This is a genomic window from Stutzerimonas stutzeri, assembly GCF_024448895.1.
GTDB lineage: Bacteria > Pseudomonadota > Gammaproteobacteria > Pseudomonadales > Pseudomonadaceae > Stutzerimonas > Stutzerimonas stutzeri_Q.
Genome location: NZ_JAMOIC010000003.1, coordinates 323128 through 347430, shown reverse-complemented (window position 1 = coordinate 347430; position 24303 = coordinate 323128). Strand labels below are relative to the sequence as shown.

Genomic DNA, 24303 nt, shown 5'->3' with positions numbered 1-24303 from the left:
AAGGAATCGCTCATGCCGTTGCCTGCACTCCTCCAAGATCGCCTGCGCCTACCCCTCGTCGCGGCGCCGATGTTTCTGGTTTCCAACCCTGCCCTCGTGGCCGCGTGTTGTCGCAACGGTGTGATCGGTAGCTTTCCAGCTCTGAATCAGCGAGAGAGCAGTGGATTCAAGGACTGGTTACAGGAAATCGAAGCGCGTCTTTCCCAAGTGCACAGGCCTGCGCCGTACGCGGTCAATCTGATCGTTCATCACAGCAACCCGCGCCTGCAGGCAGACCTCTCGATATGCATTGAGCAGCGGGTGCCAATCGTCATCACTAGCCTAGGGGCCGTGAAGGAAGTTGTAGATGCTGTCCATAGTTACGGCGGTCTGGTTTTCCATGATGTAACCACCCGCCGCCATGCCGAGAAAGCTGCCGAAACGGGTGTTGATGGTTTGATTGCTGTCGCGGCAGGCGCAGGCGGTCATGCAGGCACTTGGAGCCCCTTCGCTCTGATTGCCGAGATCCGACAGTTCTTCGACAAAACGCTACTGCTTTCAGGATGCCTCAACCATGGTCGCGAAATTCTTGCAGCACAGCTGATAGGTGCTGACTTGGCCTACATGGGCACCCGTTTCATCGCCACTCAGGAAAGCCAGGCTTCGGATGACTACAAACAGATGCTGCTGGATGCACGTGCTGCCGACATCGTCCACACGGCTGCGGTATCCGGGGTCCCGGCTAGCTTTCTTCGCCAGAGCCTGCAGCAGGCGGGCTATGACGAAGATCGCCTGAAAAGCACTGGCACGATGAACTTCGGCGAGAAGCTCAAACCGGTGAGCGAAGAAGCCAAAGCCTGGAAAACCGTATGGTCCGCGGGGCAAGGTGTGGGCGAGATAGATGACCTCCCCGGCGTGGAAGAATTGATCACCCGTCTCGATAGGGAATACCGCGCAGCTCATGCTCGCGCCACGCAACTATCGGAGTGCTGGGTGAAGCAAACGTGATGCGACTCGCATTTCCCAGCGACCCAAGGCCAAGCGCTCGGCCTCAGCTTGTTGGTGTAACTGGGTCCCTTTACGCTAGGCACTTACCCCGCTAACAAGGATGTTGTATGAGCGCCGAGCAATACAGAATCGTCTTCGACGGCGAGCTTGTTCCTGGAATGTCTGCGGACGTGGTCAGGAGCAATCTGGCGATGTTGTTCAAAAGCGACTCAGCAAAAGTCGACCGTCTCTTTGGCACGGGCCCGATCAATATAAAGCGCAACCTCAGCGCTTCCGAAGCTGACCGATACGTGCAGGCGCTGGAACGCTCTGGCGCAAGAGCTCGCAAGGTGCTTGAGGAAGACACAGGAATGACCTTGACTCTGGTCGAGGACGACTCAAACCTTACGCCTGCCACCATCTCTACGATGGAATGTCCCAAGTGTGGCCACGCTCAGCCTACTTCCATCCAATGCAACAGTTGTGGCGTAGTGATTGAGAAGTACCTGGCAAGACAGGCACAGCAAGCTGCAACGACGCAAACAGTCAATCCTCTACCCACGGCACAGCCCTACGCCCCACCTCGCGCGCCAGTTGGGGAGCCAATGGACGAGCACGGCGAGCTGAAAGTATTCACCACTCAAGGCAGGATCGGCCGGTTGCGCTACCTGGCTTGGTCATTGAGTTTAATGACTGTGGCTTTCGGGCTGTGGATGATTGCGAGCATGACACTGGCTGTATTCTTTCCTCTCGGCGTGATTCTCATAGGAATATTCGGCGTGGGATTTCTGGTCGTCAGCGTGCAGATCGGCGTGCAGCGATTGCACGATCTGGGCTGGTCGGGCTGGTTCATGCTGTTAAACCTAGTGCCCGTAGTAGGTACATTTTTTCCCCTAGTCATGCTGCTCATGCCGGGCAACAACGGCGGTAACCGCTTCGGCGCACCGCAACCGCCCAACAGCCGGGCGGTAAAAATACTCGCTGGGCTTTGGATTCTGGTACCGGTCATCGGCATCCTGGCTGCTATCGCCCTACCAAGCTTCCAATAACTTTCGCTCTGTACGACTGAGCGGATTTACGCTCACGCTGCTACGGTCCGCCCTGAAGCCCAGCGGCGAAGACCATCTAGCTTTTCGGCCATGACGACTGAGAGGGGCGCGGTGGCCCTGATGCAATCCAGCAACATCGTCTGGCTGGGCTCACGAGATTGCGCCTGCCCCGCATAGACCACTGAAACCACAACCTGCTCGATCTCCGCGCCCGAAAATCCATCTGCAGCACTTGCCAGCGCAGCCAGCTCGAAAGTATCCACCTTCAGCTCGCGGCGTAGAAGGTGAATGCGGAAAATCTCGGCGCGGGTCGGTGCATCAGGCAAATCGACGAAAAACAGCTCGTCGAAGCGCCCCTTGCGTATCAGCTCCGGAGGCAGGCGGTCCACCGCATTGGCGGTCGCGACCATGAACACCGGTGCCTCGCGCTCTGCCATCCAGGTCAGCAACGTGCCCAATACGCGCTGGCTGACGCCTCCATCCATCTCCCCCGTCGCAAGGCCTTTCTCCAGCTCGTCCATCCATAGGACGCACGGTGCCATCTGCTCTGCAAGCTTCAGCGCTTCGCGCAGATTGCGCTCGGTCTCCCCAAAAAACTTGTTGTACAAGCAGGCAAAATCCAAGCGCAGCAACGGCAGCCCCCACAATCCAGCGACCGCTTTGGCTGCCATGCTTTTGCCGCCGCCCTGTACTCCGACGAGCATCACACCCCGAGGCATATCAGCCTGTCCAGGATTCAGAAATGCGGCTTGTCGCTCCCCAAGCCAGCGCTTGAAGTTCTGCAGACCGCCGACGTCAGCGAAGCGCTCTGTTTCGTATTCGAAACCGACCACTCCCTGCATATCCAGCAGCTCAAACTTCTTGCGGTTGAGTTCCGGTAAATCGTCCTGGGTAATAGCACCGTCGTCGCAGATCAAGCTGTGCGCCAGACTGCGCGCTTCGGCATGGCTGAGGCCGCGAAGATTCTTCACTACCTGCTGCAAGGTGCGGTTGTCGGTGCGCACCCGTGCCCCCCGATTCCGATCACTCCAAACGGTTGCCTCTTCGCGCACGATACTCAGCAACTCCTCTTCGCTCGGCAGAGTCAGGCTGAACCGCGAGGCATGACGCTGAACCTCGGGTGGCAACTTGAGCGCGTGAGAGACCAACACCAATGTGGGCGCCGCCAGCCCCTGCGCCATGGCGATTTCCTTTAGCAGCCTCACCAAGCAAGGATCCTCGAGAAAAGGATGCAGGTCGCAGAACACATATAGATTGCCAAGCGGATCATGCTTGACCCGCCTCAATGCAACCTCCGCGGAACAACTCTCGCCAGCGTCCAGCGCCTCACCGCCAAACGCAAGATGCCTGAGCCCTTCCGTCAGGGACCAGAGATGAAGCGCCAGCCCGCGCCTTACAGCCAGGCCGCTGAGTGTTTCCAATAATCGCTGCTCATCCCAAGACTCAATCACCACCAGTCGAGTCCTGGAATCGAGCACCAGAACCAGGTCTCGGATATCGTTCTTCATTCGCTACGTCCTGTACTAGCTGACCAGCCGGAAAATGGCCTGTTACACTGCTTCGATCGTACCAACGCTGGAGATACGCCATGGACTGTCTGTTCTGCAAGATCGTGGCCGGGGAGATTCCCGCGCACAAGATTTACGAAGACGATCAGGTCATCGCATTCAACGACATTGCCCCTCAGGCACCAGTGCATTTTCTCGTCATTCCAAGAAAGCACATCGCGACCCTTAACGACCTCAGTGAAGAAGACGACCAGGCCCTCGCCGGCCACATACTGTTCACTGCCCAGCGACTCGCCGTGGAGCAAGGCTGCCAGGATGGCTTTCGTGTGGTCATGAATTGCAACGACCTCGGCGGACAGACTGTCTACCACATACATATGCACGTACTCGGGCAGCGTCAGTTGCATTGGCCTCCGGGCTAATTAACCGAAGGCTCCATGACAGCCTCTAGCATCCCGGCCGCTCCGTATCACCTGGAGAAAACATGCCCAACCATCGCGAATATTCCCCAGCCGATCGCTTGCTGATGCAAGCCGACGCCGCACTCAGAACGTTGCTGCCGTTCAGCGGCCAACCGCATCGGCCGACGCCTGCAGTATTGAAGAACGAGACAGAGCTTAGCGACAGCGAAGCGCGTCACGTTGCCGGCCTCATGCGGATCAACCACACCGGTGAGGTCTGCGCCCAGGCGTTGTATCAGGGGCAGGCACTGACGGCGCGACTGCCACGAGTGCGCGAGGCGATGGAGCGTGCCGCAGACGAAGAAATTGATCATTTGGCCTGGTGCGAGCAGCGCATTCACCAGCTTGGCAGTCATACCAGTGTGCTCAATCCAGTGTTCTACGGATTGTCATTCGGCATTGGTGCAACCGCCGGCTTGATCAGCGATCGCATCAGCCTGGGGTTCGTCGCCGCCACCGAAGATCAGGTCTGCAGGCATCTGGACGAACATCTAGAGCAGATCCCACCCAGTGATGAAAAATCGCGGGCTATTTTGGAGCAGATGCGTACCGATGAGGCACAGCACTCAACGGCCGCTCTCGATGCAGGAGGGTTGCGCTTTCCGGCGCCAATCAAATTCGGCATGAGTCTGATGGCCAAGGTGATGACCAAAACCACTTACCGGATTTGACCGACTTTAATAAAAAAGGGCGCCATGTTGGCGCCCTTCTTGTTTGAGCAGTGCTCAGCCCGGCATGTTACGCGCGTAAAATATTTCCAGCATCTCGTGACGCAGGCGATCTTCAACCTGATCGCGTTGCTCCGGGGATAAATTGCTGGTGGCGTCACCGAAGAGATAATTCTCCAGCTCGAATTCCTTCAGCAGCATCTTGGTGTGGAACAAATTCTCCTGATATACGTTTACGTCGGTCATCTGATAGGCCGAGCGCGTATCTTCGGAAAGATAGTTCTGGATCGAGTTGATCTCATGATCAATGAAGTGTTTCTTGCCTTCGACATCTCGCGTGAATCCGCGAACACGGTAGTCGACAGTGACAATATCCGAGTCGAACTGATGAATGAGATAGTTCAGCGCTTTTAGTGGCGAAATGACGCCACAGGTTGATACATCGATATCAACTCGAAAGGTTGCGATACCTTCTACGGGATGAATCTCGGGATAGGTGTGAACAGTGATGTGGCTCTTATCAAGGTGCGCCAGGATGGTATCTGGCAACGGACCAGGCGACTCCTCGATCTGACTGTCGGTTGGCGTCACCGGCTGCTCGGAGATCAGAATCGTCACACTTGCACCCTGCGGCTCGTAATCTTGCCGGGCGATATTCAGGATATTTGCGCCAATGATGTCGACAACATCGGTGAGAATCTGCGTTAACCGTTCCGCGTCATACTGTTCATCGATGTACTGTACGTACGCCTGCTGGTCTTCTTGAGTTTCGGCATAGCAGATGTCGTAGATATTGAAGCTCAAGGACTTCGTCAGGTTGTTGAACCCGTGGAGCTTGAGTTTGCTTTTCACCATTGGAGACTCTCTTCGATGCGGCTTACCGCGTGATTGAGCATGCCCGTCAGATACCTGTGTACCTGCGTAGGACCGTAGACACCTCTTCGCAATTGCGACCTTGGCTGTGCTGTTCTTACGAAACGCCCCGTTAAAAACGGGGCGCGCATTATGCAGATTGGTGACGCTCGGTTCCAGTGTTCACGAACTCGATTACATGGGCGATGCCCTGCAGATAGCGCCAAGCAGCCTACTCAGCCCAGCTCGACGATCTCATACGCATGAGTAATCTCCACACCTGCACGCCCGAGCATAATGGATGCCGAGCAGTATTTCTCGGCCGACAGCTCCACGGCCCGCTTGACCTGCGCGTCCTTCAGACCTCGACCCTTGACGACAAACCGCAGATGGATCCTGGTAAACACTTTTGGATCCTCATCGGCGCGCTCTGCCTCGAGAAAGGCCTCGCAGCTCTCCACCGGCTGGCGAGACTTCTTGAGAATGCTTACCACATCAAAGTTACTGCAACCACCTAGGCCCAACAGCAGCATCTCCATAGGGCGAACACCTAGGTTGCGCCCACCGTTTTCTGGCGGACCATCCATGACCACAACGTGGCCACTTCCCGACTCGCCGAGAAACATCGCTTCGCCGGCCCACTGAATGCGTGCTTTCATCAATAGACTCCGATTGAAAAGGAACGAAGCTTATCACGCCGATTGGCAATACCTGGACACAGCAATCCGACGAAATGAATGCATCGAAGTTGATATTCGTGTCGCAGTTTTGTTGTCGATCCGGACGGGTCTGTTAAGCTCCCTTTGCCTGTTAACTTGAACTCAGTCATACATAATAAGAACTGCCTTCTATTGGACACATCTTCCGGGACTAAAGCATGGTCGCTATTACACTCACGCCCAAGATCAAGAACATCGACAAACTACTCGCTCATTGCCATCGTCGGCGTTATACCGCCAAGAGCACCATCATCTATGCGGGTGATCGGAGCGAAACCCTTTTCTTCATCGTTAAAGGCTCGGTCACCATCCTGATCGAGGATGATGATGGCCGCGAAATGATCATCGCCTATCTCAACTCCGGAGATTTCTTCGGCGAGATGGGACTGTTTGAGAAGGAAGGTTCGGAAAAGGAACGCAGCGCCTGGGTTCGAGCCAAGACTGAATGCGAAGTAGCGGAACTGAGCTATGCCAAATTCCGTGAACTGACGCAGCAGGACCCAGACATTCTTTATGCACTCGGCAGCCAGATGGCCGAACGCCTGCGCAACACCACACGCAAAGTCGGTGACCTGGCGTTCCTTGACGTGACCGGCCGCGTAGCGCGGACGCTCCTTGACCTCTGCAAGCAGCCCGATGCAATGACACACCCTGATGGCATGCAGATCAAGATCACGCGTCAAGAGATCGGCCGCATCGTTGGCTGTTCAAGAGAGATGGTTGGACGTGTTCTGAAGAGCCTGGAAGCTCAAGGCCTGGTACATGTGAAGGGTAAGACCATGGTGGTCTTCGGTACTCGCTAAGTTACCAGAGCATCAATGAAAAAGCCGGCGCATGCCGGCTTTTTCATTTTGTTCAGATCAATCAGTCTGGATCAGCCACCGGCCGCGACGTTGCGCGGCCTGGGAAGAACAGGCGCTGCAACTCGACTCCAGGCTGCTCAGCCCGCATGAAGGCCTCGCCGACCAGGAATGCGTGCACTTCGTTGATTTCCATCAGCTCCACGTCGGCGCGATGAAGGATGCCGCTTTCAGTCACTACCAGTCGGTCGCGGGGAATACGCGGCAGCAGGTCGAGCGTGGTCTCCAGGCTCAATTCAAAAGTGTGAAGGTTACGGTTGTTGATACCGATGAGCGGCGTCTCAAGACGCATGGCCCGTTCCAGTTCCGCGCCATCATGCACCTCCACCAGCACATCCAGCCCCTGGGCCTTCGCTACCTCGGCCAGTTCGGCCATCTGCCCATCTTCCAACGCCGCAACGATCAACAGGATGCAATCCGCACCTAGCGCCCTCGCCTCGATCACCTGATAGGGATCGACCATGAAATCCTTGCGGATCACTGGTAGCTTGCAGGCTGCACGAGCTTGCTGCAGGTATTCATCGGCGCCCTGAAAGAAATCGATATCAGTAAGCACTGACAGGCAGGTCGCTCCGCCCGCCTCGTAGCTTCTGGCGATGTCAGCAGGCAGAAAAACCTCGCGCAGCACCCCCTTGCTAGGCGAGGCTTTCTTGACCTCGGCAATGACCGCCGGTTTTTTGCTGCGAACCTGCTCTTGAATCTTCTGCGCAAAACCACGAACGGGGTCCGCCGAGGCCGCCATTGTTTCGAGCTCAGCCAATCCGATGCGACCGCGGCGCTCACTCACTTCCTCACGCTTGCGCGTGATGATCTTTTCCAGAACCGTCGGCACGCTCATTGCGAACTCTCCTGCTTGAACACCACGGTAAAGGACACCAATTCTTCGAGCTTGTCGCGCGCCAGCCCCGTGTGCAGCGCATCATGAGCAATCTCGATGCCTTGCTTCAGGCTGCTCGCGACATCCGCCGCATAAAGCGCAGCACCGGCGTTGAGGACGATCAGGTCTGCGGCTTTCTGACCGTTCTCGGTCTTGCGCCGGCCCAACGCATCTCGGATCAACACCAGCGAGCCCTGCGCATCTTCTACGTTGAGACCGATCAGGCTCTGGCTCTTGATGCCGAAGTCCTCCGGCTGAATGCGGTATTCGCTGATCTCGCCCTTGTTCAATTCGGCAACATAAGTCGGCGCGGCCAGACTGATTTCGTCCAGTCCATCCTGCGCGTGCACGACCAGTACATGCTCGCTACCCAGGCGGGCCAGCACTTCAGCCATGGGCCGGCACAGTTCCTTGCTGAACACTCCAAGTACCTGGTGCTTGACCCCTGCCGGGTTGGACATCGGGCCAAGAATATTGAACAGGGTGCGAAGCCCCAACTCTCGTCGCGGGCCAGCGGCAAATTTCATTGCGCCGTGATGCGCGGGCGCAAACATGAAGCCGACGCCGACTGCATCGACGCTACGTGCGACCTGCTCAGGGGTGAGATCAAGGTAAACGCCCGCAGCCTCAAGCAGATCAGCACTACCGCTCTTGCCCGATACGGCGCGATTGCCATGCTTGGCGACCTTGCCGCCCGCGGCAGCGACCACGAAGGCCGCAGCAGTCGACACGTTGAAAATGTTCATCCCATCGCCACCAGTGCCACACGTGTCCACCAGGCGATGGGTATCGAAGTGCACAGGTGCCGCAAGCTCGCGCATGACCTGCACAGCACCGACGATTTCATCGATTGTTTCGCTCTTCATGCGCATGCCCATAAGGAATGCGCCAATCTGGGCATCGGTGCATTGACCGGTCATGATCTGGCGCATGACCGCCTTCATTTCGTCGGTGCTCAGATCCAGCTGACCAACGACGCGATTGAGGGCTTCCTTGATATCCATCAGCGCACGCCTCCGGTCTGCTTCAAAAAGTTGGCGAACAGTTCGTGGCCCTGCTCGGTCATGATCGATTCGGGGTGAAACTGGACACCCTCAACGTTCAGCGTCTTATGCCGCAGCCCCATGATCTCATCGACACTGCCGTCGTCCTTGCGCGTCCACGCCGTAATCTCCAGGCAGTCAGGTAGCGTTTCGCGCTTGACCACCAGGGAGTGGTAACGGGTGACGGTCAGGGGATTGTTCAATCCGGCAAAAACACCCGCGTTCTCATGTAGAACCGGGCTGGTCTTGCCGTGCATCACCTGCCGGGCACGCACCACATCACCGCCAAAAGCCTGGCCGATGCTCTGGTGGCCAAGGCAGACCCCAAGAATCGGCAGTTTGCCAGCGAAGTGACGGATCAGTTCCAGTGATACGCCCGCCTCGTTCGGCGTGCAGGGACCGGGCGAAACGACGATGCGTTCGGGGTTCAGCGCTTCGATTTCCGCCACGCTCAGCTCATCGTTGCGCACCACTTTGACATCCGCGCCCAGTTCGCCGAGGTACTGCACCACGTTGTAGGTAAAGGAATCGTAGTTATCGAGCATCAGCAACATATTCACACCAACCTATTGATATACAAAGACTTCTCTGCAATCGCCTGTTCCTGATACCCGCTTAAGTACCCGCTATTTTTGTAGCTGGGCTTAGCGTCAAAGCAATGCAGTCTTCGGAGCAATGAGTCACGCACGCCATCGCCAACGGGCATGCCCTTTAATCACTCGCATTAGGAGGGAGTCGCTGAACTTCACTGGATATCTCGTTAACGGACCTGCGTAGAGGGTACTCAGGCTGATCGGTACATTATCACTATACCGTTCACGCCCAAAGCCTCACCAGAAACGAACGACTGCTCGGTTTGAATTTCTCAGTTGGCAGGACACCTCGGCGAGAAAACCTAATGTGCGGAAGAATCACGCAGTACCGGTACCCAGTCGAATATATGGAAGCGCTGGGGCAGATGACTATCGGCGGGCTGAGCCCTGAACCACTCGGGCGCTACAACGTGCCGCCACAATCCCGGGTCCAGCTGCTGCATCAGGACGACGACGGGCTGCGCATGGAGCCGGTCAAGTGGGGATACGCCCCGTTCTGGGCGCAGGGGAAAAGGCCGCCGGCGATCAACGCCAGGGTAGAGACTGCAGCCACCTCGAAGTTCTTCCGCGACGTTTGGAAGAGCGGCCGTGCGATCGTGCCGGCTGATGGCTGGTATGAATGGAAGAAGGACGAGGCCAATCCGAAGATCAAGCAGCCCTACCTGATCAAGCTGAAGACGGACGAGCCCTGCTTCTTCGCAGCGATCGGCCAGTTCCAGCGCGGCGGTATGGCTGAGCCACGCGACGGTGACGGGTTCGTAATCATCACGGCGAGCAGCGGTGCCGGAATGCTGGACATTCACGACCGGCGTCCGCTTGTGCTATCCCCTGACTGCGCCGCGCATTGGCTGGACCCCGAGCTTGATCCGAACGAGGCTGAAGATATCGCGATCGAGCATGGCCTGGCGGTCGATGAGTTCGACTGGTATCCCGTTCCAGCAGCAGTCGGCAATGTGCGGAACGAAGGGGCTCGCCTCATTGAGCGGATCAGCGACCCGGTGCTGTAGCCATGTATTTCAACGTCAGGCGCAGGCGAGTACTTGGCAAGTCGATAGATAACCGTGAGCTGAGCCGAGTGCAGCCCATCTACGGTGACGTACGAATCGTGCATCAAAACCCGCCAGAGCTCGGCAGGCCGTCACAGGTTGCCAACCTTGTCTTTGATAATCCGCTCGAGAGCAGCGTCATTCCGCCGTTGATGGATGTCAGCCTGTACAGCATGGCCACGAACGGATTCACGCTGAGCGGCATCGAGATCGTGGACGGTGTTGCCTATGCCCAGTCTTGGCTCTGCCAGTCGGTGAACTGATCTTTTGGATCTGATCGAAATCAATTCCTTTTACCGCACCCTGGCGCGTCAGGCTTGATTAGGCAGACATAGCCCTGCAAGTAGGCGATCTTAGCCTGATCAGCCTTCATTCCACCTCGGATATCCCAAACAGCTGATCCAGCTGCTGGACTGAGTTCGACGCTGGTTGCATCGCCCACGCTGCCGGCGACGGTGGCGGCGGACACTGTGGCGTCGTTACGGGCAACGACGACTTCGATGCGCAGCCGCTTGCGCTCATCATCAGCAGCACCATACAGCCGGCGCAAGCGTTCGTTTTCGTCTTTAGCATGAGTCAGATCCTCGGTGGAATTGTTGTCAAGATCGGTCAGCCGCGCCTCAAGGGCTAGCCGGTCTGCCTGTTGTTGAAGGATTACGGCCGCGTGTGTTTCAGCGGTCACCCTTAGCTGGGTTTGGTGTTCCGCATGCAGCGTGGCCATCTGCTCACCCATCCGCCAACTCTGCACGAGCGCACCGCCTGCTGCGGCCGCACCCAGCCCGACAAGAACGGCGACTATGGCAAGCACGAGCCGATACTGCGGCGGGATCAGATCGGCGAGGTTCATACGATTACCTCGCGCGCTCTAGCCCACAGCTCTCGTCGATCGGCCAGGCCGTTGGTCCCACCGTTGATGGTTCGGGTGATACCCACGAAGTCGAGCGCATCGGCTTTGACGTTGAGGCCTTTGACGAACCAGAACCAGCCGGCCGACTCTGCCGCCCAGTGTGGTTGCTCCAACAGCTCGGGCTCATTGATCAGGCGGTCATCGCCGAACAGGCCAACGCTGCACTTGAGGTAGTTGAAGCGGCCAGTTATCTGAATCAGCCCACGTCCGCGGTACCGCTGCCCATCTCCGTCTGCCTCCGGTGTGTTGCCGAGGCGCAACGCCAATGGTCCCGTGTCGTACTTCGTCAGGTAGGCATCGCTTCCTAGCTCTCTTACATAACGCAACTGCCCCGACTCATGACCGATCTGCGCCAGAAATGCAGCCATGCGCTTGGGCGTGTTGATTTGCCAGCGATGGCACATCGCGTTGATAGCGGAAACAAAAACGCCCGCGTTTCGGCGGACGTTAGGCATCACATGCAGCAGCTGCTGCTCTGTTATCTGCATCGTCTTTTCTCCAGATAAAAAAAACCCGCAATAAGCGGGCAGACAGGTTTCTTAACTAGGCGATCAGGCAATGAACAGCCGCGCGAATACAGCCGGAATGTTGCCCTTGTCCATAAACACCGTGCCGCCAGGGCCTTGCTGGTAAATCTCGGCGTACTGGCCGGCATAGTTAAGGCTGATGGCAGTAGGCGAAGCGGTTGCCGATGTGGCCGACAAGGCCGGCAGCGTGAAGGGGTTAATCATTACGTATTCGTCCTCGCGCACCATGTAGGGCGAACGCCAGTAGTAGTGCCCAGCCAGGGCGCCGGCTACCGCGCCGGAATAAGTCCAGCCCTGCACCACGCTGGTGACCACCGCCGGCGCGGCGCCAGAGTCATACGTGACCTTTGCGGCGCCATCGGACAGCCGCAGCCCATAGGTGGCGCTTGGCGTAGGCGCGAACACCGCCGCGAACCATTTGCCACTGGGCAAGAAGCCCACGTTTCGGGTGGTGATCTGAAAGCCCGTCCAGTTGCCCGAGCTGCCTAGAATCAACACCTGCCCGTACAGCTCCGTCGCGGTGGTGGTCGATGGCCGGATAAACACGCACGGGGGCTCGGCGGTGGTGATCGCAGCCGGAAAACCAACCGTCACCGTGTATGAGGCGCCCTGATAACTGCCGCTGCACAGCACCGACAGCCGCGGCGCCTCGGTGTCAATCTGCACATAGTTTGCATCGTTGGTCGCCCGAAAGCCGTAGGAGCCAGAAGGGCCGGGCGCCCCGGCCGCCGGGCGAAACTTGAACACCAGAACGCGCGCGGTGTTGGTGGTGGTGTTGGCGCCAGGGCTGGCTGGGTGATACCGCGTCAGCTGCACGTTGTTGGCTTGCACCACGATATGCGGCATGAAGCTGTTATCTTTCGTGCCGCTCAGCGGTAGCACCACAGCGCAATGATTGCTCGCGTCGCCCGTTATCGGGATATTCAGCACGGCGGTGGCTGCAAAGTTCACATAGACGTTAGCCACGATCTGATAGGTAAACGTCGACGTATCCAGCTGCAGCCGTCCTTGGCCGTCCCATGTTCTAAAGCCGCCGATCATGCTGTTAGGTCTCCTGCCTGCACGCGCAACACGTTGTTGCCGTCCCAAAACTTCAACGCCCGGTGCGTCATCTGCATGCGCCCCTGGCCCGGCACGCTGCCGTTGATTTCGAAGGTGCCGGCCTTGTCCAGCCGCCAGCCCTGCGAACCGGCCACGTAGTCGGTCGACTGCAGTGCGGTGGCAATCTGGGCCATTCCGATGGTGCCTTCGCCGATCACCGCCGAGTTGATGAACACCTGCCCGCCCTGAATCACGAACGGCGTGGTGATCTGCCCATTTGCCACGTTGATGACAGCAAAGCGGTCAGCCTGAAACAGCACCTGGCTCTGCATGCCTTCCGGGGTGTTCTCGATGCCGATGCCCATGCCGGCGGCGTAATACTGCCCGCCACTGGTCACGCCCAACTTCACCGAATACATGGCCTGCAGCTTGCCATCGAGCCCCGCCACTACTTCGCTGGTTTGCTCGACCGTGGCGCGCAGGTCTTCGCCCAGCTCTGCGACGACGGTATCGACTCGCTTTGCCAGGGCGCTGACTGCATCGGCGCGGGCCGTCTGCTCGGAACGAATCAATGCAGTGTTGTCGCCCACCTGGGCGGTCACCGTGTCGATGCGCCGACCGAGGGCCATATCCTCACTGGCACGGGCGGATTGCTCCGACCACACCCCGGCCATCACCGTGGTGCTGCCGGCGTTCCAGCTGGTATCACCCGCCAGGGGCGGGTTGACCTGGGCAAACACGCCGTCGAGCCGTTCGGACTGGGCTTGCAAGCCCTGTTCGGTCTGCTCGATGGCGGTGGTGTTCTGCGATACCTGCCCGGCCAGGGCGTTGGCTTGCTGCACAACCTGGCCAATGTCGAGCCAATAAGCGGCGTTCGGCGGTGGGGTTTCGACTGGCACGGCCTGGGTGGCCTGATACAAGCGCTGACCCTGGCGCACCGTCTCGCCGCTGGCGTAGGCCTTCGTCGACACATAGGCCAGCACGTCGACCACGCTTTGCAGGCGCTCGTTAACCGAGCCGGGGCCAGTGCCGTCGATCAGGTCTAACCGGTCCTTTATGTGCTGCCCCAGTTCGGTGTCGCCTATCTGCCCGGCGACGGCTTCCAGAATCGGCGTGGCGTCACTGCTCGACTGCCCCATCACCCAGTCCGACCACGGCCCCACGTTGCCGGTGCGATCCACCAGGCGCGCGCGGAAATGGAAGGTCACGCCCGCCTTTAGGCCCAGCATGGTGTGGCCGTTGGCCGGGTAGGCGTAATCACCCAGGTGCATGGCCCCCTCTACCGCGGGGCTGGTGTTGTATTGGATTTCGGTTCGCTGGGTATCGGCCGCGCCTTCGGGCGGAAAGCCCCAGGCCAGGCCAATGCCGAACAGCAACGGCGTGGCCGTCAGGAAGGCCACCGCAGGCGGTGCGCCTTCCTTGCCGTTGAGTTGGGTTTCCTGGCTGTACGCCGGCAGCGAAGCCACGTCCATCGGGTTGATGGCCCGCACCCGTACCAGATAGCGCCCGGCATAGATGCCCGGCACCTCGAAGCCCTGAGCCGAACCACGCGGAACAGCAAGCCACTGGCCGTCATCCTTGCGCCATTCGGCTTCATAGGCGACCGCGCCGGGCGCAGCGTCCCAGCCGGCGCGCAGGGTGGTGACTGCAAGGCCCTGCACCACGCGGGTGGTGCTGGTCACGGTGACGTTTGCCGGGGCCACCTGCACGCCTGCAGGGCGCACGGAAATCGGGCGATCCTCCAGCCGCGCGCCGGTGTCGATGGCGGCATACTTCGCCGGGTCGTGCTGCACTGCGCTGATTTCGAACTGCCCAGGCTCAGGGCGGCCCACGCGCAATACGCGGTATTGCTGAAACGTCAGGTCGGCGGCGTCCAGCGTCCACGCCGATTGCGCGCGCGGCACCTGGCTATAAGCCGTCGTGACGGTCACGACGCGGGCCGCGACGCTTTCCACGGTGCGGCCCTCGGCGGTGCCGTTGGGCAGGTTCAACACCAGACGGTCACCGGGGTTGACCAGGGCGTCACGGTCGAGAGTGATCTGCCGCCCTGCCACGGCGCTGATGCGACCGCCCAGGACGCGCCCTGCCAACAGCTCGTCGGCCACCGCAATGATGCGGCCAGGCAGCGGGATAATCCCGTCCAGCCCCACGCGGAAGTTAACCGATCGGTCGGCCTTGTTCGTCAGTAGCAGCCACTGCCCGCGGCGGTTCGCCTCGCTGCGGCGGGTGCAGCCGATGGCCGACACTTCCACCTGATTGACGCCGTAGCGGCGCACCAGGGCGTTATTGGCCACCGGCTCAACGTCGCTTTGATAGCCGTTTTCGGGGTCGTCAAAGCTGACCAGCGCCATGCTGTGCCGGGCTTTCTGTGACCCGCCGGTGTAGCTGAATTTGCCGTCGACGACGTTCGCGCGGGTGAACTGGTAGTCGACGTCGCGCGGCATGTCGGCCATGGCGACCATCTGCGAATTGGCCCAATAGCCCATGCCGCGAAAGATCGCCGCCAGGTCGCGCAGCACGACCCAGGCGTCAGCCTTCTTTTGAAAATAGACGTTGCAGGTAAAGCGCGGCTCGGTGCCGCCCTTGCCGTCAGGAACAAGCTGGTCGCAATACTGCGCGATGCGGTACAGCTCCCACTTGTCAACCTGGGCGGCGTTTAGGCGGCGGCCCAGGCCGAAGCGCGGCCCCAGCAGAATGTCGTACCAGACCCAGGCGGGGTTATCGGTCCAGGCCCATTTAAACGTGCCGTCCCAGATTCCCGAATAGCTGCGGGTCGAGGGTTCATAGTTGGACGGCACGCGCACGATACGCCCGCGCGTCTCGACCGCCACTTGGGGGATGCCGGAAAACTGCGAGGCATCGAACTGCACGAACAGCAGCGCCGTGTTGGGGTAACGCAGCTTTGCGTCGATGACCTCGGTGATGGCCTCGACGCGCATGGTGTCGGCAATGGCCGGGTTGTTCTGGTTGGCCGTCAAGCGACGCACGCGCAGCTGCCAGCCGGTGGCGCTGGTGGGTAGGTCGATGCGGTGGGTGCGCTCGTACTTGCTTGTTACCTTGTCGTTCAGCGTGTAGGTGGCCACCTCGACATAGCTGCCGCCATCGGTGGCCAGGTCGATGGCGTAGTCGATGCGATAGCCCACCACGTCGCCATTGCTTTGCTGCTGCTGCAGCATGGGCCATGACACGCGAACCCGTACCGCCGACAGCTGCGAATTGCTGATCGCTCGCACCAGGGGCGCACCGCTGCGCAGCTCGACACCCAGGGCGGTTTCGTTCTCGACCGCGGGCAGCCCAGCGATATGCTCCTGATGCGGCGTGCCGGGGCGAAACTCCCATTTGACGCCCGGAAAGTTCTCGGTCCCGTCAGCCGCCAGCAGCGGGGTGCCGTCGAGATAGATATTCCGGCCATCAAGCTGGCCATTAGCATCGGCGGCAAACTCGCCTTCGCCCAGGGCCAGCAGCACCTTGGCATATGCGGTCGAACGCACGCTGTCGGGCGCGATCACCGGGCTGCGCGGGGTCTTCTCGCCACCCTTGCGGCCGGCAATGCGGCGCACTTGGCCGGTGGTGTTATCAAGCACGGCTGCGGTCATTGCTGCGTTTCCTTCGGGCATAAAAAAGCCCGGCACTTGGCCGGGCTCAGGGTGGGTAGGTCGGGGTTAAAGCTGGTCTTCGGCGTAGATGCCGCCGGAAATGATGGCGCCGCCGATGCGGCGTTTGCCGTACAGCACGCCCACGGGGTTGCCCATGGCGGTGGTATTGACCGGGCCGCCAAAGGCATAGCTAGGGGCGTTGGCGGGGTCTTCGCGGCCGCTTAGGCCCTTGGCCTGGGGCGCGAGCATCTGCGCCACACCGCCGGCCACCATGCCGGCACCCATAGCCACCAGCCAGGGTTGGCCGAAGTAGGCACCCACCACCACCAGCACCGCGCCAAGGATGGTTTGAAAGACGCCGCCCTTCTTGCTGCCGATCACCACCGGTGCGATGCGGATATCTGCCGCGCCACCGGCCAGGCGCAGTTCGTCTTCGCCCACGTTGCGGCGGCCTTGAAATACCGCATAGGTCAAGCCGCGCTGCTTGCTGGTGGCCAGGTACTGTTCCAGGCCCGGCAGTTGCGAACACAGCGCGCGGATGGCTTCGGCCGGGCTGCTCACTGCCAGCCGGAACACCCGGCCAAAGCGTGCGCCCAGGACGCCGTAGAGGCGCACGGTTCGAACCTGATTCATGCCGCCCCCTTGTAGCGAACCACCAGCATGGTGCGGTCCAGCCAATAGCCGCCATAAGCGACCGGCGTGCTTAGCTGCCCGTAAAGGTGGTGCAGCAGCTGCCCGTCGCCGAGGTAGATGCCGCCGTGGTTGGTCTTCTCGGCGCGCACCTGCATCAGCACCACGTCGCCGCGCTGCAGCGGGCCGGTGGCCGGCTCGAACCCTGCGTCGCGAAACAGCTGCAGATAGAGGTCTTCGCCCTTCGCCCACCATTCATCCGCGCGCGGGTAGTCGGGCAGGGTCACGCCATATTCGAGCTGATAGAAGCCGCGAATCAGGCCGTAACAGTCAAAGTCAGTGCCATGCACGAAGGGTCGGCCGATCAGTGGCGGCACGCCCTCGGCGGGCAAAATGGTGTTCAGGTCGCCTTCCGGCCAGCTGAGAATGTGCCAAGGCACGTCGCCGGCATTGCACAGCGCTACGTCGGCGGCACTGGCGCGGCTGGTGGCGTCGGGGTGTGAATGCACCACGCCAATGACTGCGCCCAAGTCCTCGGCCGCGGCGTAGTCCTCGGGGGCCAGCTCGAAGCGATCCTGCCCATCGGTGGCCAGGTTACGGCATGGCACGTACTGATGGCGGCGCCCGGCCTTGACCACCAGGCCGCAGCACTCGCGCGGGTACTCGGCGGCCGCATGTTTGCGCACCGCATCCAGAATGTGTTTTCGCATGTTATCGCCTCAACAGGGCCGCGCCGGGGAACCCGCCGTGGGATAGCGGGTTGTTTGCGCCGAAGCGCAATTTGCAGTCGCTCAGCAGGCCGCCGCAGCGGTCTTTGGCGGGGTCGTCGGTGGGGTTGCCGTCCAGATCAGCCACCGCCGGGCCGGTGTAGCCGCAGTCGGCGCCGCGGTACTCGTTGCACATGGCCCAGTTGCACAGGCCGTGAATCTGCCGGGCGGGGATCTGCTGCCCCTCAACGTCCGCGGGGGAGCTGAGAGAGAACTGCACGATTTCGCCGTTCTCGCCGGTCTTCTGGTCGATGTACCAGGTTTCGACTTTTTCCTGCGTCGGGTCGGCGGTGGGGTTGCCGGCCTCGAAGTTCGCCGCATCCAGGTAGTGGGCAAAGGTGGTGCGAATGATTACCTTCGCCTGCGCCAGGTCATCGAGCACCATGCAAAGCGCGGTGATTGAGCCGTCAAGGTTGCCGACGCTCAGCGTGGGGCTGGGGGCGGTGCCCTCGCCGTTAACTTCCAGCCCTTCGACCCCGACCGGCCAGGCGCTGTATTTCACGCCCTGCCACCAGATCGGCTTGGCTTCCAGCTCGGTGCCGGCATCAAGCGCGGCCTGTATCTCGGCCGGGGTGTGCGCAACGTTGTGGCCGTGAAAACAGAGCACGTCACCGCCGAACGCTGTGCAATCGACCTCGAATAGCCGCACCTCGCTGCCTGGCTCCAACAGCTGCACGTCGGCGTTAATGCTCATTTGTCACTCTCCAGAAACAGGAAGTCCAAAAACAACAAACCCCGCACGGGGCGGGGTTTCGGGGGGTGGCGGTGTTCGTGGCGGCGACGGTGAATGCTCGCGGGCCAGCTCGCCCAGGTAAGCCAGCTGGCAATGCCGCAGCTCGCCCAGGCGGTCACGCCAGAACAGCCGATTAATCAGCCGCTCAGCGAGCCGCCAACGGCGCTTGGCAGGGATGCGCAGCTGTGCGCTGCGGTAGGCACGGCTCGACAGCGTTTCGTCGACGTACCCCCACAGCAGCGCGTTGGCCAGCTGGTCCAGGGCGATCAGCAACGACAGCCAGTAGGGCCGGCGGCCGTGGCGCGCTTGGTAGGCCTCGGCGTCCAGCTTATTCATGGTCGGCCACCCACAAACGGGCCTGTTCGGCGCCGGCGAGTTTCAAGGCTTCGCCCAACTCGGCGGCCGTGACGGCCACCGGCGTATTGTCGGCCAGCACCCAGGTGACAGTCTCGCCCTCGCCCGCTTCCTGCAGGCCGAGAATGGCGCGGGCCATACGGCCCTGACTGGCTTCGTCACCGTCGAACTCGCGGCCGCTGGTGGTGGTCACCTTGATGCGCTCCACCGCCGCGGCGCGCTTGCCCTTCCAACTTTCGCGGGCAGCGACGGCGGCCTGCTGGGCTTTGTGCTCGGCGGTGATTACTTGGCTAAAGTCGATTTTCATGCGGGCAGTTCCTCGACGGCTTCGGGTTCCAGTTCCGGCATAGGCTCGGGTTCCGGCTCAGGATCGAACGGCAGCGGGATCGGGCCATCTTGCGTGACCGTCACGGGCTCAGGGAACGCCACGGCGCGAGATGGGCTAGGGCCATGCGGCAGGCGCAAGGTCAAGTGCAGCTCGCCATTGATGCGCGAGACGGGGCCGGTGATCCAGTCGGATGCGATGGCCTCGGTGGGCAGCGTGGCGCCTTCGGGCAGTTGGGAGAAATCGAACGCCTCGCCGTCGAGGGTCAGGACGTCGCCGGCCAGGGAGGCCACCACTGTGGTATCCATGCGGAGGGGTGAATAATTGATTTTCATGCGGCGTCCTATAGGAACCAGCGGCCCTTAGCGAAAAGGCTTACCCGGCGCTCTGCGGCGGGTTGCGCGGCAATAGCTGTAAAGCAAAAATTGCAGGAAAACAGGCTGGGAACCACTACATCAACCGAAAAAGCTGTTACCGAATCGCAATTGGCTATTGCGGAGGGCGGCGCCGCGAAAGCTGCGGGATAGCTCCATATTTGAGAAGCCGCACGAAACCCCCCAAAATGGGCGCCGTTAATGGGCAGGTCGGGCAAAATCATAGAGCCCCAGCATTCCAGCGTGCCGTCCGCATATTTAGTGTATTCACCGTTGGCATTTTTGCCGCGCTCGATGATCGCGCCAGTAGGCACGCCACCGGATTGGGAGACTGTGCCGAGGATGTTGCCGGTGCTGAAAGCCTCGACCCAAGCCCCCCAAATACCATTGAGGCTTGCGCGGTAAAACGTTCTGGCCCCTACCACCCAATAGAATGCTTGTACGCTATCGGTGGTGTTGTACCGCAAGACCTTTACCACACCATCCGTCATGCCCGGCGGCTTCGTGCCTGTGTGGCTCCCTACCACCCGATATTCACCCGAAGCTATGTCGGTAGCGTTTAAATTGCCCCCTGGCAGCAGAACGTTATTGCTGGAGCCAAGCCCAAACGCCCCCGCCGCCATCAGCGCCCCGGCAGTGGTATCGGTTGCGGAGGTCTGCGCCAACTTGCTGGCCGCATGCGTGGGGTCGCTGAAATTCTTATTGATCTTATCGAACGCCGTGCGCGCGGCATCCCCACCGGCGCCGCCAGGGGCCACGCCTAGGTTGATTGTTTGCAGTGCCATGGTTTACCTCTAAGGGTGAAAGGCTTGCTCGAAGGTGACAGCCAAGGTGTAAACCCGGCCAAGCCCCGTCAGGGTGAATTCGCTGCGGCGGTACAGCCCCAGCTCGCCGAGGGGCGGCGTCCAGGCGAAGGCCTTGGCCTTGCCATGGCGCCGCAGAAAGTCGCGAATCGGCAGCACGTATTCGCGCGTGCCGCTGAACGACAGCGCCCAGGACTGGGACTCGCTGTTGATGCCGTCGCCGACCATCTGCGCATACCCGTCGCCGAGCTGCGCCTTTCGGGTGCGGTCGTCAAAGGTGCCCACGCCGCCGATACGGGCCGACCATGTGAATTGTTCAATCGCCACGGTTAGCCCCTCCCTTTCATCTGCCGGTAAATCGTGCCGCCGGGCCGCAGGCTGGCCGCCTCTAGCTTCCGGTATTGGGTTTCCACGTACTGGCCCAGCTCGGCGCCGAACTGCTCAAGCCCTGGCGGGGTTTCCACCTGGGCGCCGCCGTCGCTGCTGATATGGATGCTGACCTGCACGCGCGGGCCGCTACCGCCGCCGCCATCGTTGGCCGCCGGCTGTTTGGCCAGGAACGCTTTCAAGTCGCCATTAGTGCGCCGATCAACGACGCGCTCGCCCTGATCGAGCAGCCATGTGCCCTCTCGCGGGATGTTGTCAATACCGTCATGCGCGATACCGGCGATGGTGGTCGCGGCGATCATGCCGACCGAGGCATAGCCCAGGCCGCGAACAATGCCAGCCATGACACCGGTCGAATCGATAGACAGGGCCTTAGTGGCTGCCACTTCGGTGTTAACCACCGCCTGGGCGATAGCCGCCGCCTTGCTGGCTATAAACATGATTTTGTAAGCCGCTGAACCCTCGCCGGCGAGCTGCTTCATCATGTCCGCTGCCTGGCCCGTCACATCGGAAAACATGCCCAGCGTGGCCGACCGATAGGCATCGCCCAGGCTGGCCAGCTTGGTGTTGTTTTCCTCGGTGATTTCCGCAACGCGCGCGGCGTGCTGTTCCTCGTTGATCAGTTTTTCATCGAGAAAGGCGCGCTGCCGCTCCAATTCATCGCTGCGCCACTTCTCCAGTTCCTTGCCGGCCTCGGCGACCTTGATCAACTCACCAGCCGCACCGCCAACGCTCGCATCGATCCCGCCAAAGCTCGGCGCCTTGGTAACGCTCGCCTTGCTGAATTTGTCCGTTGCGGCGCGGTACTGCTCGGGCGTTACGCCGCCAGCGGCGCGGGCTTCGTTGAGCAACCGCACCCGTTCGCGCATCTGCGAAACGAGCCGTTCCTCTGCCGTCTGCGCGCCGTCCATCAGCGCTTTGTAAGCCTGCTGCGCATCGAGCGCATCTTTAGCCGCAGCCGCGCGCTCAAGCTCCGTTTTCTGCGCCGCGGACAGGCCTTTAAGCTCGCCCATGGTGGTGTCATAGCGAACCTTGGCCAGCTCGGTGGTTTTGCCATACATGGCCACCTGCTGCTGCAGCGTCGACAGCGTGCGCGTGTGCGCGTCCTGCAGCTGCTGGGCGTTTCGCTTGGCTTCCTCGGTGCGCTGCTTGGCGATCCGCGCCGCTTCCTCGGCGGCCTTGTTGGCCTTGTCCTGGGCGTCCGCTGCTGCAGCTGCAGCGCGGGCGCGGTCGGCCAGGGCTTTGCCTTCCGGCGTGGCTTCCAGGCCGTCAGTGGTAATGCCGCGATTCACTTCGCCCAGGGCGGTGGCGTCTTTGAGCTTCGCGGCGCGCTCGGCCAGCGCGTCGATTTTCTTTTCCCAGGCGCCGGCCATGTCGGGCGAAAGGCTTTGTATGCCGCTCAAGCCAGCAGCCAGGGTGCCAGCTGCTGCCGCGCCCTGATTCATTACGTCGGTTAGCGTGCCCAGCTGCTCGCCAGAGGCGTGGCCATTGCGCACGGCCTCGGCATAGGCGGCGGCCCATTCCTCGATCTTTTGCCGCAGGGCTTCGGTCGGCTGGACCGCTGCAATCAGCTGCTGCGTGGCTTGGTCAATGTCCATGCCGCCACGCACGCGGGTGCCGAATTGCTGCGTGGCAGCGACGCGGGTGTTTCGGCCCGCGCCGTAGTTCTGGCCCCACTTGTCGGGCGCCGACGACAGCCGCCCGATTTCAGCCAATGCACTGGTGGCCGCTTTCTTCGCCTCGGCCTGTTGCATCACCAGGGCGTTCAGTACCGGGCGACGCTGTACGGCGTCGAGCTTTTCCCATTCCTCGCGCAGCTCGGTGATGGGCCGTTTCAGGTCGACCGCCGCGGTGCTGGCTTTCTCGCTGTTATCCGCAAACAGCAGGAAGCTGGCAGCGGTTCCAGCAGCCAGCAAGGCAAGCCCGGCCGGGCCGCTCAGTACGCCGGCAATGCCAGCAGCAGCACGGGCGCCCAATGACGCGGCACGGGTCTGCGCGGCCTGCGCGGCTGCCTGGGCCAGGCTCGCTTCTTTGTCGGCCAACTTGGCCAGACGGAGACGGCTTAGCGCGGCAGTGTGTGCGTCGGTGTGGCGCGCCGCCTGGGCGTGCGCCTGAGCACTGGCGAGTTCGGCCTGCGTCAGGCGCACCGCCGCGGCCGCAACGTCGGCCTGAGCCTTGGCGCGGCCAATGTTGGCGGCAATGGATGCCCGCACAGCCATGATTTCAGCCAGCACGGCTTTAGCGCTTTCGGCGGCGTACTTAGTCAAGCCACCGGCGGCGACGCCCACCACGGCGACCGCCATGGCGTCGAGGTTGTCAGTCAGCAGGTTGATCAGGTCGGCGAGATTCTGCGTCACGCCGGCCGCTTCGTTCTGCTCGCCTAGCCAGCGGGCGTAATGGTTGCCCATGCGTTGGAAGGCATCACCCACGGTGGTGGGCATTGACTCGGTTTTGTCGGCGAGTTCCTGCTGCTTGCTGATCAGAGCCGGCAGCCATTTGCTGGTCACCAGCTCGCCGCTGCGGGCCATCTTCTCAAGCTGGGCTTGAGTGACGCCCAGGGCGCTGGCCATGGCCTCGATCACGGCCGGGGCCTTGGTCAGGGTGGCTTGCCACTGATCGCCCTGCAGCTTGCCGATTCCGATGGCCTCGGACATAGATTTGATGACGCTGGCGGTGTCTTCGGCGTTCGCCGCGCTGACGGTCAAGCCAGAGGCCAGCACGTCGACGAATGCGGTGGTGACCTCGGTCGAGTAACCCAGGTCTTTCATGCGTTTAGCCGAGGTAATGAACAGCTCGGCTTGGTCGCTGTAACGCTTATAGGTCCGGTCGCTGATTTCCATCAGCTTTTCGGATACGGCCCGGTATTCCTCTTGCGAGCTGGTGGCCATCTTCAACCGCGAGGCCACTTGCCCCCAGTTGTCAGCCTCGGCCACGGCATTGCCTACGGCCAGGGCGCCCAGCATGGCGCGGGCGTAATTGCCAGCACCTGCAGTCAGCTGCGACAGTGCGCCGTTCTGCGCCTGAATCGCAGCCTGTTGCGCTCGCCAGCCACTGGCGGCCTGGCGGTTGCCGTCGCCAATGGTGCGCATGTAGTTCGCGCCCATGCGGCTGGCCCGTGCCATTTCCCGCTGATACGCACTGGTTTCAGCGGATACGCTGACCACCAGCGAACGCAGGGTTTGTCCAGCCATCAAGCGTTCTCCGGGCGAAAAAAAGC

General features: G+C 60.9%; 26 protein-coding genes. 7 read left to right on the top strand and 19 right to left on the bottom strand.

The window, feature by feature from the left end; all coding sequences use genetic code 11:
- Positions 1-12 precede the first annotated feature (12 nt).
- Together NA619_RS05745 and NA619_RS05740 are read left to right on the top strand one after the other, a co-directional pair.
- Positions 13-987 (top strand): NAD(P)H-dependent flavin oxidoreductase, encoded by a 975-nt coding sequence (locus NA619_RS05745; RefSeq protein WP_255960817.1) that lies wholly within the window; start codon positions 13-15, stop codon positions 985-987.
- A 107-nt stretch (positions 988-1094) separates the two neighbouring features.
- Complete coding sequence (locus NA619_RS05740; protein ID WP_255960816.1) at positions 1095-2015, top strand: DUF805 domain-containing protein; 921 nt, start codon at positions 1095-1097, stop codon at positions 2013-2015.
- A gap of 32 nt (positions 2016-2047) precedes the next feature.
- On the opposite strand, the gene NA619_RS05735 is transcribed toward NA619_RS05740, so the two are convergent.
- Positions 2048-3523, bottom strand: a complete 1476-nt coding sequence (locus NA619_RS05735; RefSeq protein WP_255960815.1) for an AAA family ATPase — start codon at positions 3521-3523, stop codon at positions 2048-2050.
- 80 nt (positions 3524-3603) lie between these two features.
- Here NA619_RS05735 and NA619_RS05730 point away from each other — a divergent pair, with 80 nt between their 5' ends.
- Both NA619_RS05730 and coq7 read left to right on the top strand, forming a co-directional pair.
- Complete coding sequence (locus NA619_RS05730; protein WP_255960814.1) at positions 3604-3945, top strand: histidine triad nucleotide-binding protein; 342 nt, start codon at positions 3604-3606, stop codon at positions 3943-3945.
- A 62-nt stretch (positions 3946-4007) separates the two neighbouring features.
- Positions 4008-4655 (top strand): 2-polyprenyl-3-methyl-6-methoxy-1,4-benzoquinone monooxygenase, encoded by a 648-nt coding sequence (coq7, locus tag NA619_RS05725; RefSeq protein ID WP_255960813.1) that lies wholly within the window; start codon positions 4008-4010, stop codon positions 4653-4655.
- A 54-nt stretch (positions 4656-4709) separates the two neighbouring features.
- On the opposite strand, the gene speD is transcribed toward coq7, so the two are convergent.
- Both speD and NA619_RS05715 read right to left on the bottom strand, forming a co-directional pair.
- On the bottom strand, positions 4710-5504 hold the full coding sequence (gene speD / locus NA619_RS05720) for an adenosylmethionine decarboxylase (protein WP_122167365.1): 795 nt from the start codon (positions 5502-5504) through the stop codon (positions 4710-4712).
- Positions 5505-5740: 236 nt separating this feature from the next.
- A complete protein-coding gene (locus tag NA619_RS05715) occupies positions 5741-6163 on the bottom strand; it encodes an OsmC family protein (RefSeq protein WP_255960812.1) in 423 nt (140 codons plus the stop codon).
- Between the two features lie 218 nt (positions 6164-6381).
- Between NA619_RS05715 and crp the strand changes: the two genes are divergently transcribed.
- The gene (gene crp, locus NA619_RS05710) at positions 6382-7026 is read left to right on the top strand and encodes a cAMP-activated global transcriptional regulator CRP (RefSeq protein WP_019341348.1); all 645 of its coding nucleotides are present in this window, start codon (positions 6382-6384) and stop codon (positions 7024-7026) included.
- A gap of 61 nt (positions 7027-7087) precedes the next feature.
- On the opposite strand, the gene trpC is transcribed toward crp, so the two are convergent.
- The 3 genes from trpC to NA619_RS05695 are packed head-to-tail and all read right to left on the bottom strand — an operon-like array spanning position 7088 to position 9557.
- Positions 7088-7921: an indole-3-glycerol phosphate synthase TrpC gene (trpC, locus tag NA619_RS05705; protein WP_255960810.1), complete on the bottom strand. Its 834-nt coding sequence runs from the start codon at positions 7919-7921 to the stop codon at positions 7088-7090.
- Complete coding sequence (gene trpD / locus NA619_RS05700) at positions 7918-8964, bottom strand: anthranilate phosphoribosyltransferase (RefSeq protein WP_255960809.1); 1047 nt, start codon at positions 8962-8964, stop codon at positions 7918-7920. The genes trpC and trpD overlap by 4 nt, the downstream gene beginning before the upstream one ends.
- Positions 8964-9557: an aminodeoxychorismate/anthranilate synthase component II gene (locus tag NA619_RS05695; RefSeq protein ID WP_255960808.1), complete on the bottom strand. Its 594-nt coding sequence runs from the start codon at positions 9555-9557 to the stop codon at positions 8964-8966. Before NA619_RS05695 ends, trpD begins: the two co-directional genes overlap by 1 nt.
- 344 nt (positions 9558-9901) lie before the next feature.
- On the opposite strand from NA619_RS05695, the gene NA619_RS05690 reads away from it, so the two are divergent.
- Both NA619_RS05690 and NA619_RS05685 read left to right on the top strand, forming a co-directional pair.
- Positions 9902-10603: an SOS response-associated peptidase family protein gene (locus tag NA619_RS05690; RefSeq protein WP_255960807.1), complete on the top strand. Its 702-nt coding sequence runs from the start codon at positions 9902-9904 to the stop codon at positions 10601-10603.
- Positions 10604-10605: 2 nt separating this feature from the next.
- Positions 10606-10905 carry a hypothetical protein gene (locus NA619_RS05685; protein ID WP_255960806.1) on the top strand — a complete coding sequence of 100 codons (300 nt, stop codon included), beginning with the start codon at positions 10606-10608 and terminating at the stop codon, positions 10903-10905.
- A 20-nt stretch (positions 10906-10925) separates the two neighbouring features.
- Here NA619_RS05685 and NA619_RS05680 read toward each other — a convergent pair whose 3' ends face one another.
- From NA619_RS05680 to NA619_RS05620, 13 genes are all read right to left on the bottom strand, one after another.
- A complete protein-coding gene (locus NA619_RS05680) occupies positions 10926-11489 on the bottom strand; it encodes a lysis system i-spanin subunit Rz (RefSeq protein ID WP_255960805.1) in 564 nt (187 codons plus the stop codon).
- Positions 11486-12037: a glycoside hydrolase family 19 protein gene (locus NA619_RS05675; RefSeq protein ID WP_255960804.1), complete on the bottom strand. Its 552-nt coding sequence runs from the start codon at positions 12035-12037 to the stop codon at positions 11486-11488. The genes NA619_RS05680 and NA619_RS05675 overlap by 4 nt, the downstream gene beginning before the upstream one ends.
- 63 nt (positions 12038-12100) lie before the next feature.
- Positions 12101-13117: a hypothetical protein gene (locus NA619_RS05670; RefSeq protein ID WP_255960803.1), complete on the bottom strand. Its 1017-nt coding sequence runs from the start codon at positions 13115-13117 to the stop codon at positions 12101-12103.
- Positions 13114-16713 (bottom strand): host specificity protein J, encoded by a 3600-nt coding sequence (locus tag NA619_RS05665; protein WP_255960802.1) that lies wholly within the window; start codon positions 16711-16713, stop codon positions 13114-13116. Before NA619_RS05665 ends, NA619_RS05670 begins: the two co-directional genes overlap by 4 nt.
- Before the next feature lie 66 nt (positions 16714-16779).
- A complete protein-coding gene (locus tag NA619_RS05660; RefSeq protein ID WP_255960801.1) occupies positions 16780-17346 on the bottom strand; it encodes a tail assembly protein in 567 nt (188 codons plus the stop codon).
- Entirely contained in the window at positions 17343-18053 is a 711-nt protein-coding gene (locus NA619_RS05655; RefSeq protein ID WP_255960800.1) for a C40 family peptidase, read from the bottom strand. Before NA619_RS05655 ends, NA619_RS05660 begins: the two co-directional genes overlap by 4 nt.
- Before the next feature lies 1 nt (position 18054).
- Complete coding sequence (locus NA619_RS05650; RefSeq protein WP_255960798.1) at positions 18055-18804, bottom strand: phage minor tail protein L; 750 nt, start codon at positions 18802-18804, stop codon at positions 18055-18057.
- Between the two features lie 3 nt (positions 18805-18807).
- Complete coding sequence (locus NA619_RS05645; protein ID WP_255960796.1) at positions 18808-19179, bottom strand: hypothetical protein; 372 nt, start codon at positions 19177-19179, stop codon at positions 18808-18810.
- A complete protein-coding gene (locus NA619_RS05640) occupies positions 19172-19504 on the bottom strand; it encodes a DUF4376 domain-containing protein (protein WP_255960794.1) in 333 nt (110 codons plus the stop codon). The genes NA619_RS05645 and NA619_RS05640 overlap by 8 nt, the downstream gene beginning before the upstream one ends.
- Positions 19501-19857, bottom strand: a complete 357-nt coding sequence (locus NA619_RS05635; RefSeq protein WP_255960792.1) for a hypothetical protein — start codon at positions 19855-19857, stop codon at positions 19501-19503. The genes NA619_RS05640 and NA619_RS05635 overlap by 4 nt, the downstream gene beginning before the upstream one ends.
- Positions 19858-19865: 8 nt before the next feature.
- The gene (locus NA619_RS05630; protein WP_255960790.1) at positions 19866-20681 is read right to left on the bottom strand and encodes a pyocin knob domain-containing protein; all 816 of its coding nucleotides are present in this window, start codon (positions 20679-20681) and stop codon (positions 19866-19868) included.
- Positions 20682-20690: 9 nt separating this feature from the next.
- Positions 20691-21026, bottom strand: a complete 336-nt coding sequence (locus tag NA619_RS05625) for a phage tail protein (RefSeq protein ID WP_255960788.1) — start codon at positions 21024-21026, stop codon at positions 20691-20693.
- 2 nt (positions 21027-21028) lie between these two features.
- Positions 21029-24277, bottom strand: a complete 3249-nt coding sequence (locus tag NA619_RS05620; protein ID WP_255960786.1) for a tape measure protein — start codon at positions 24275-24277, stop codon at positions 21029-21031.
- Between the last annotated feature and the right edge of the window lie 26 nt (positions 24278-24303).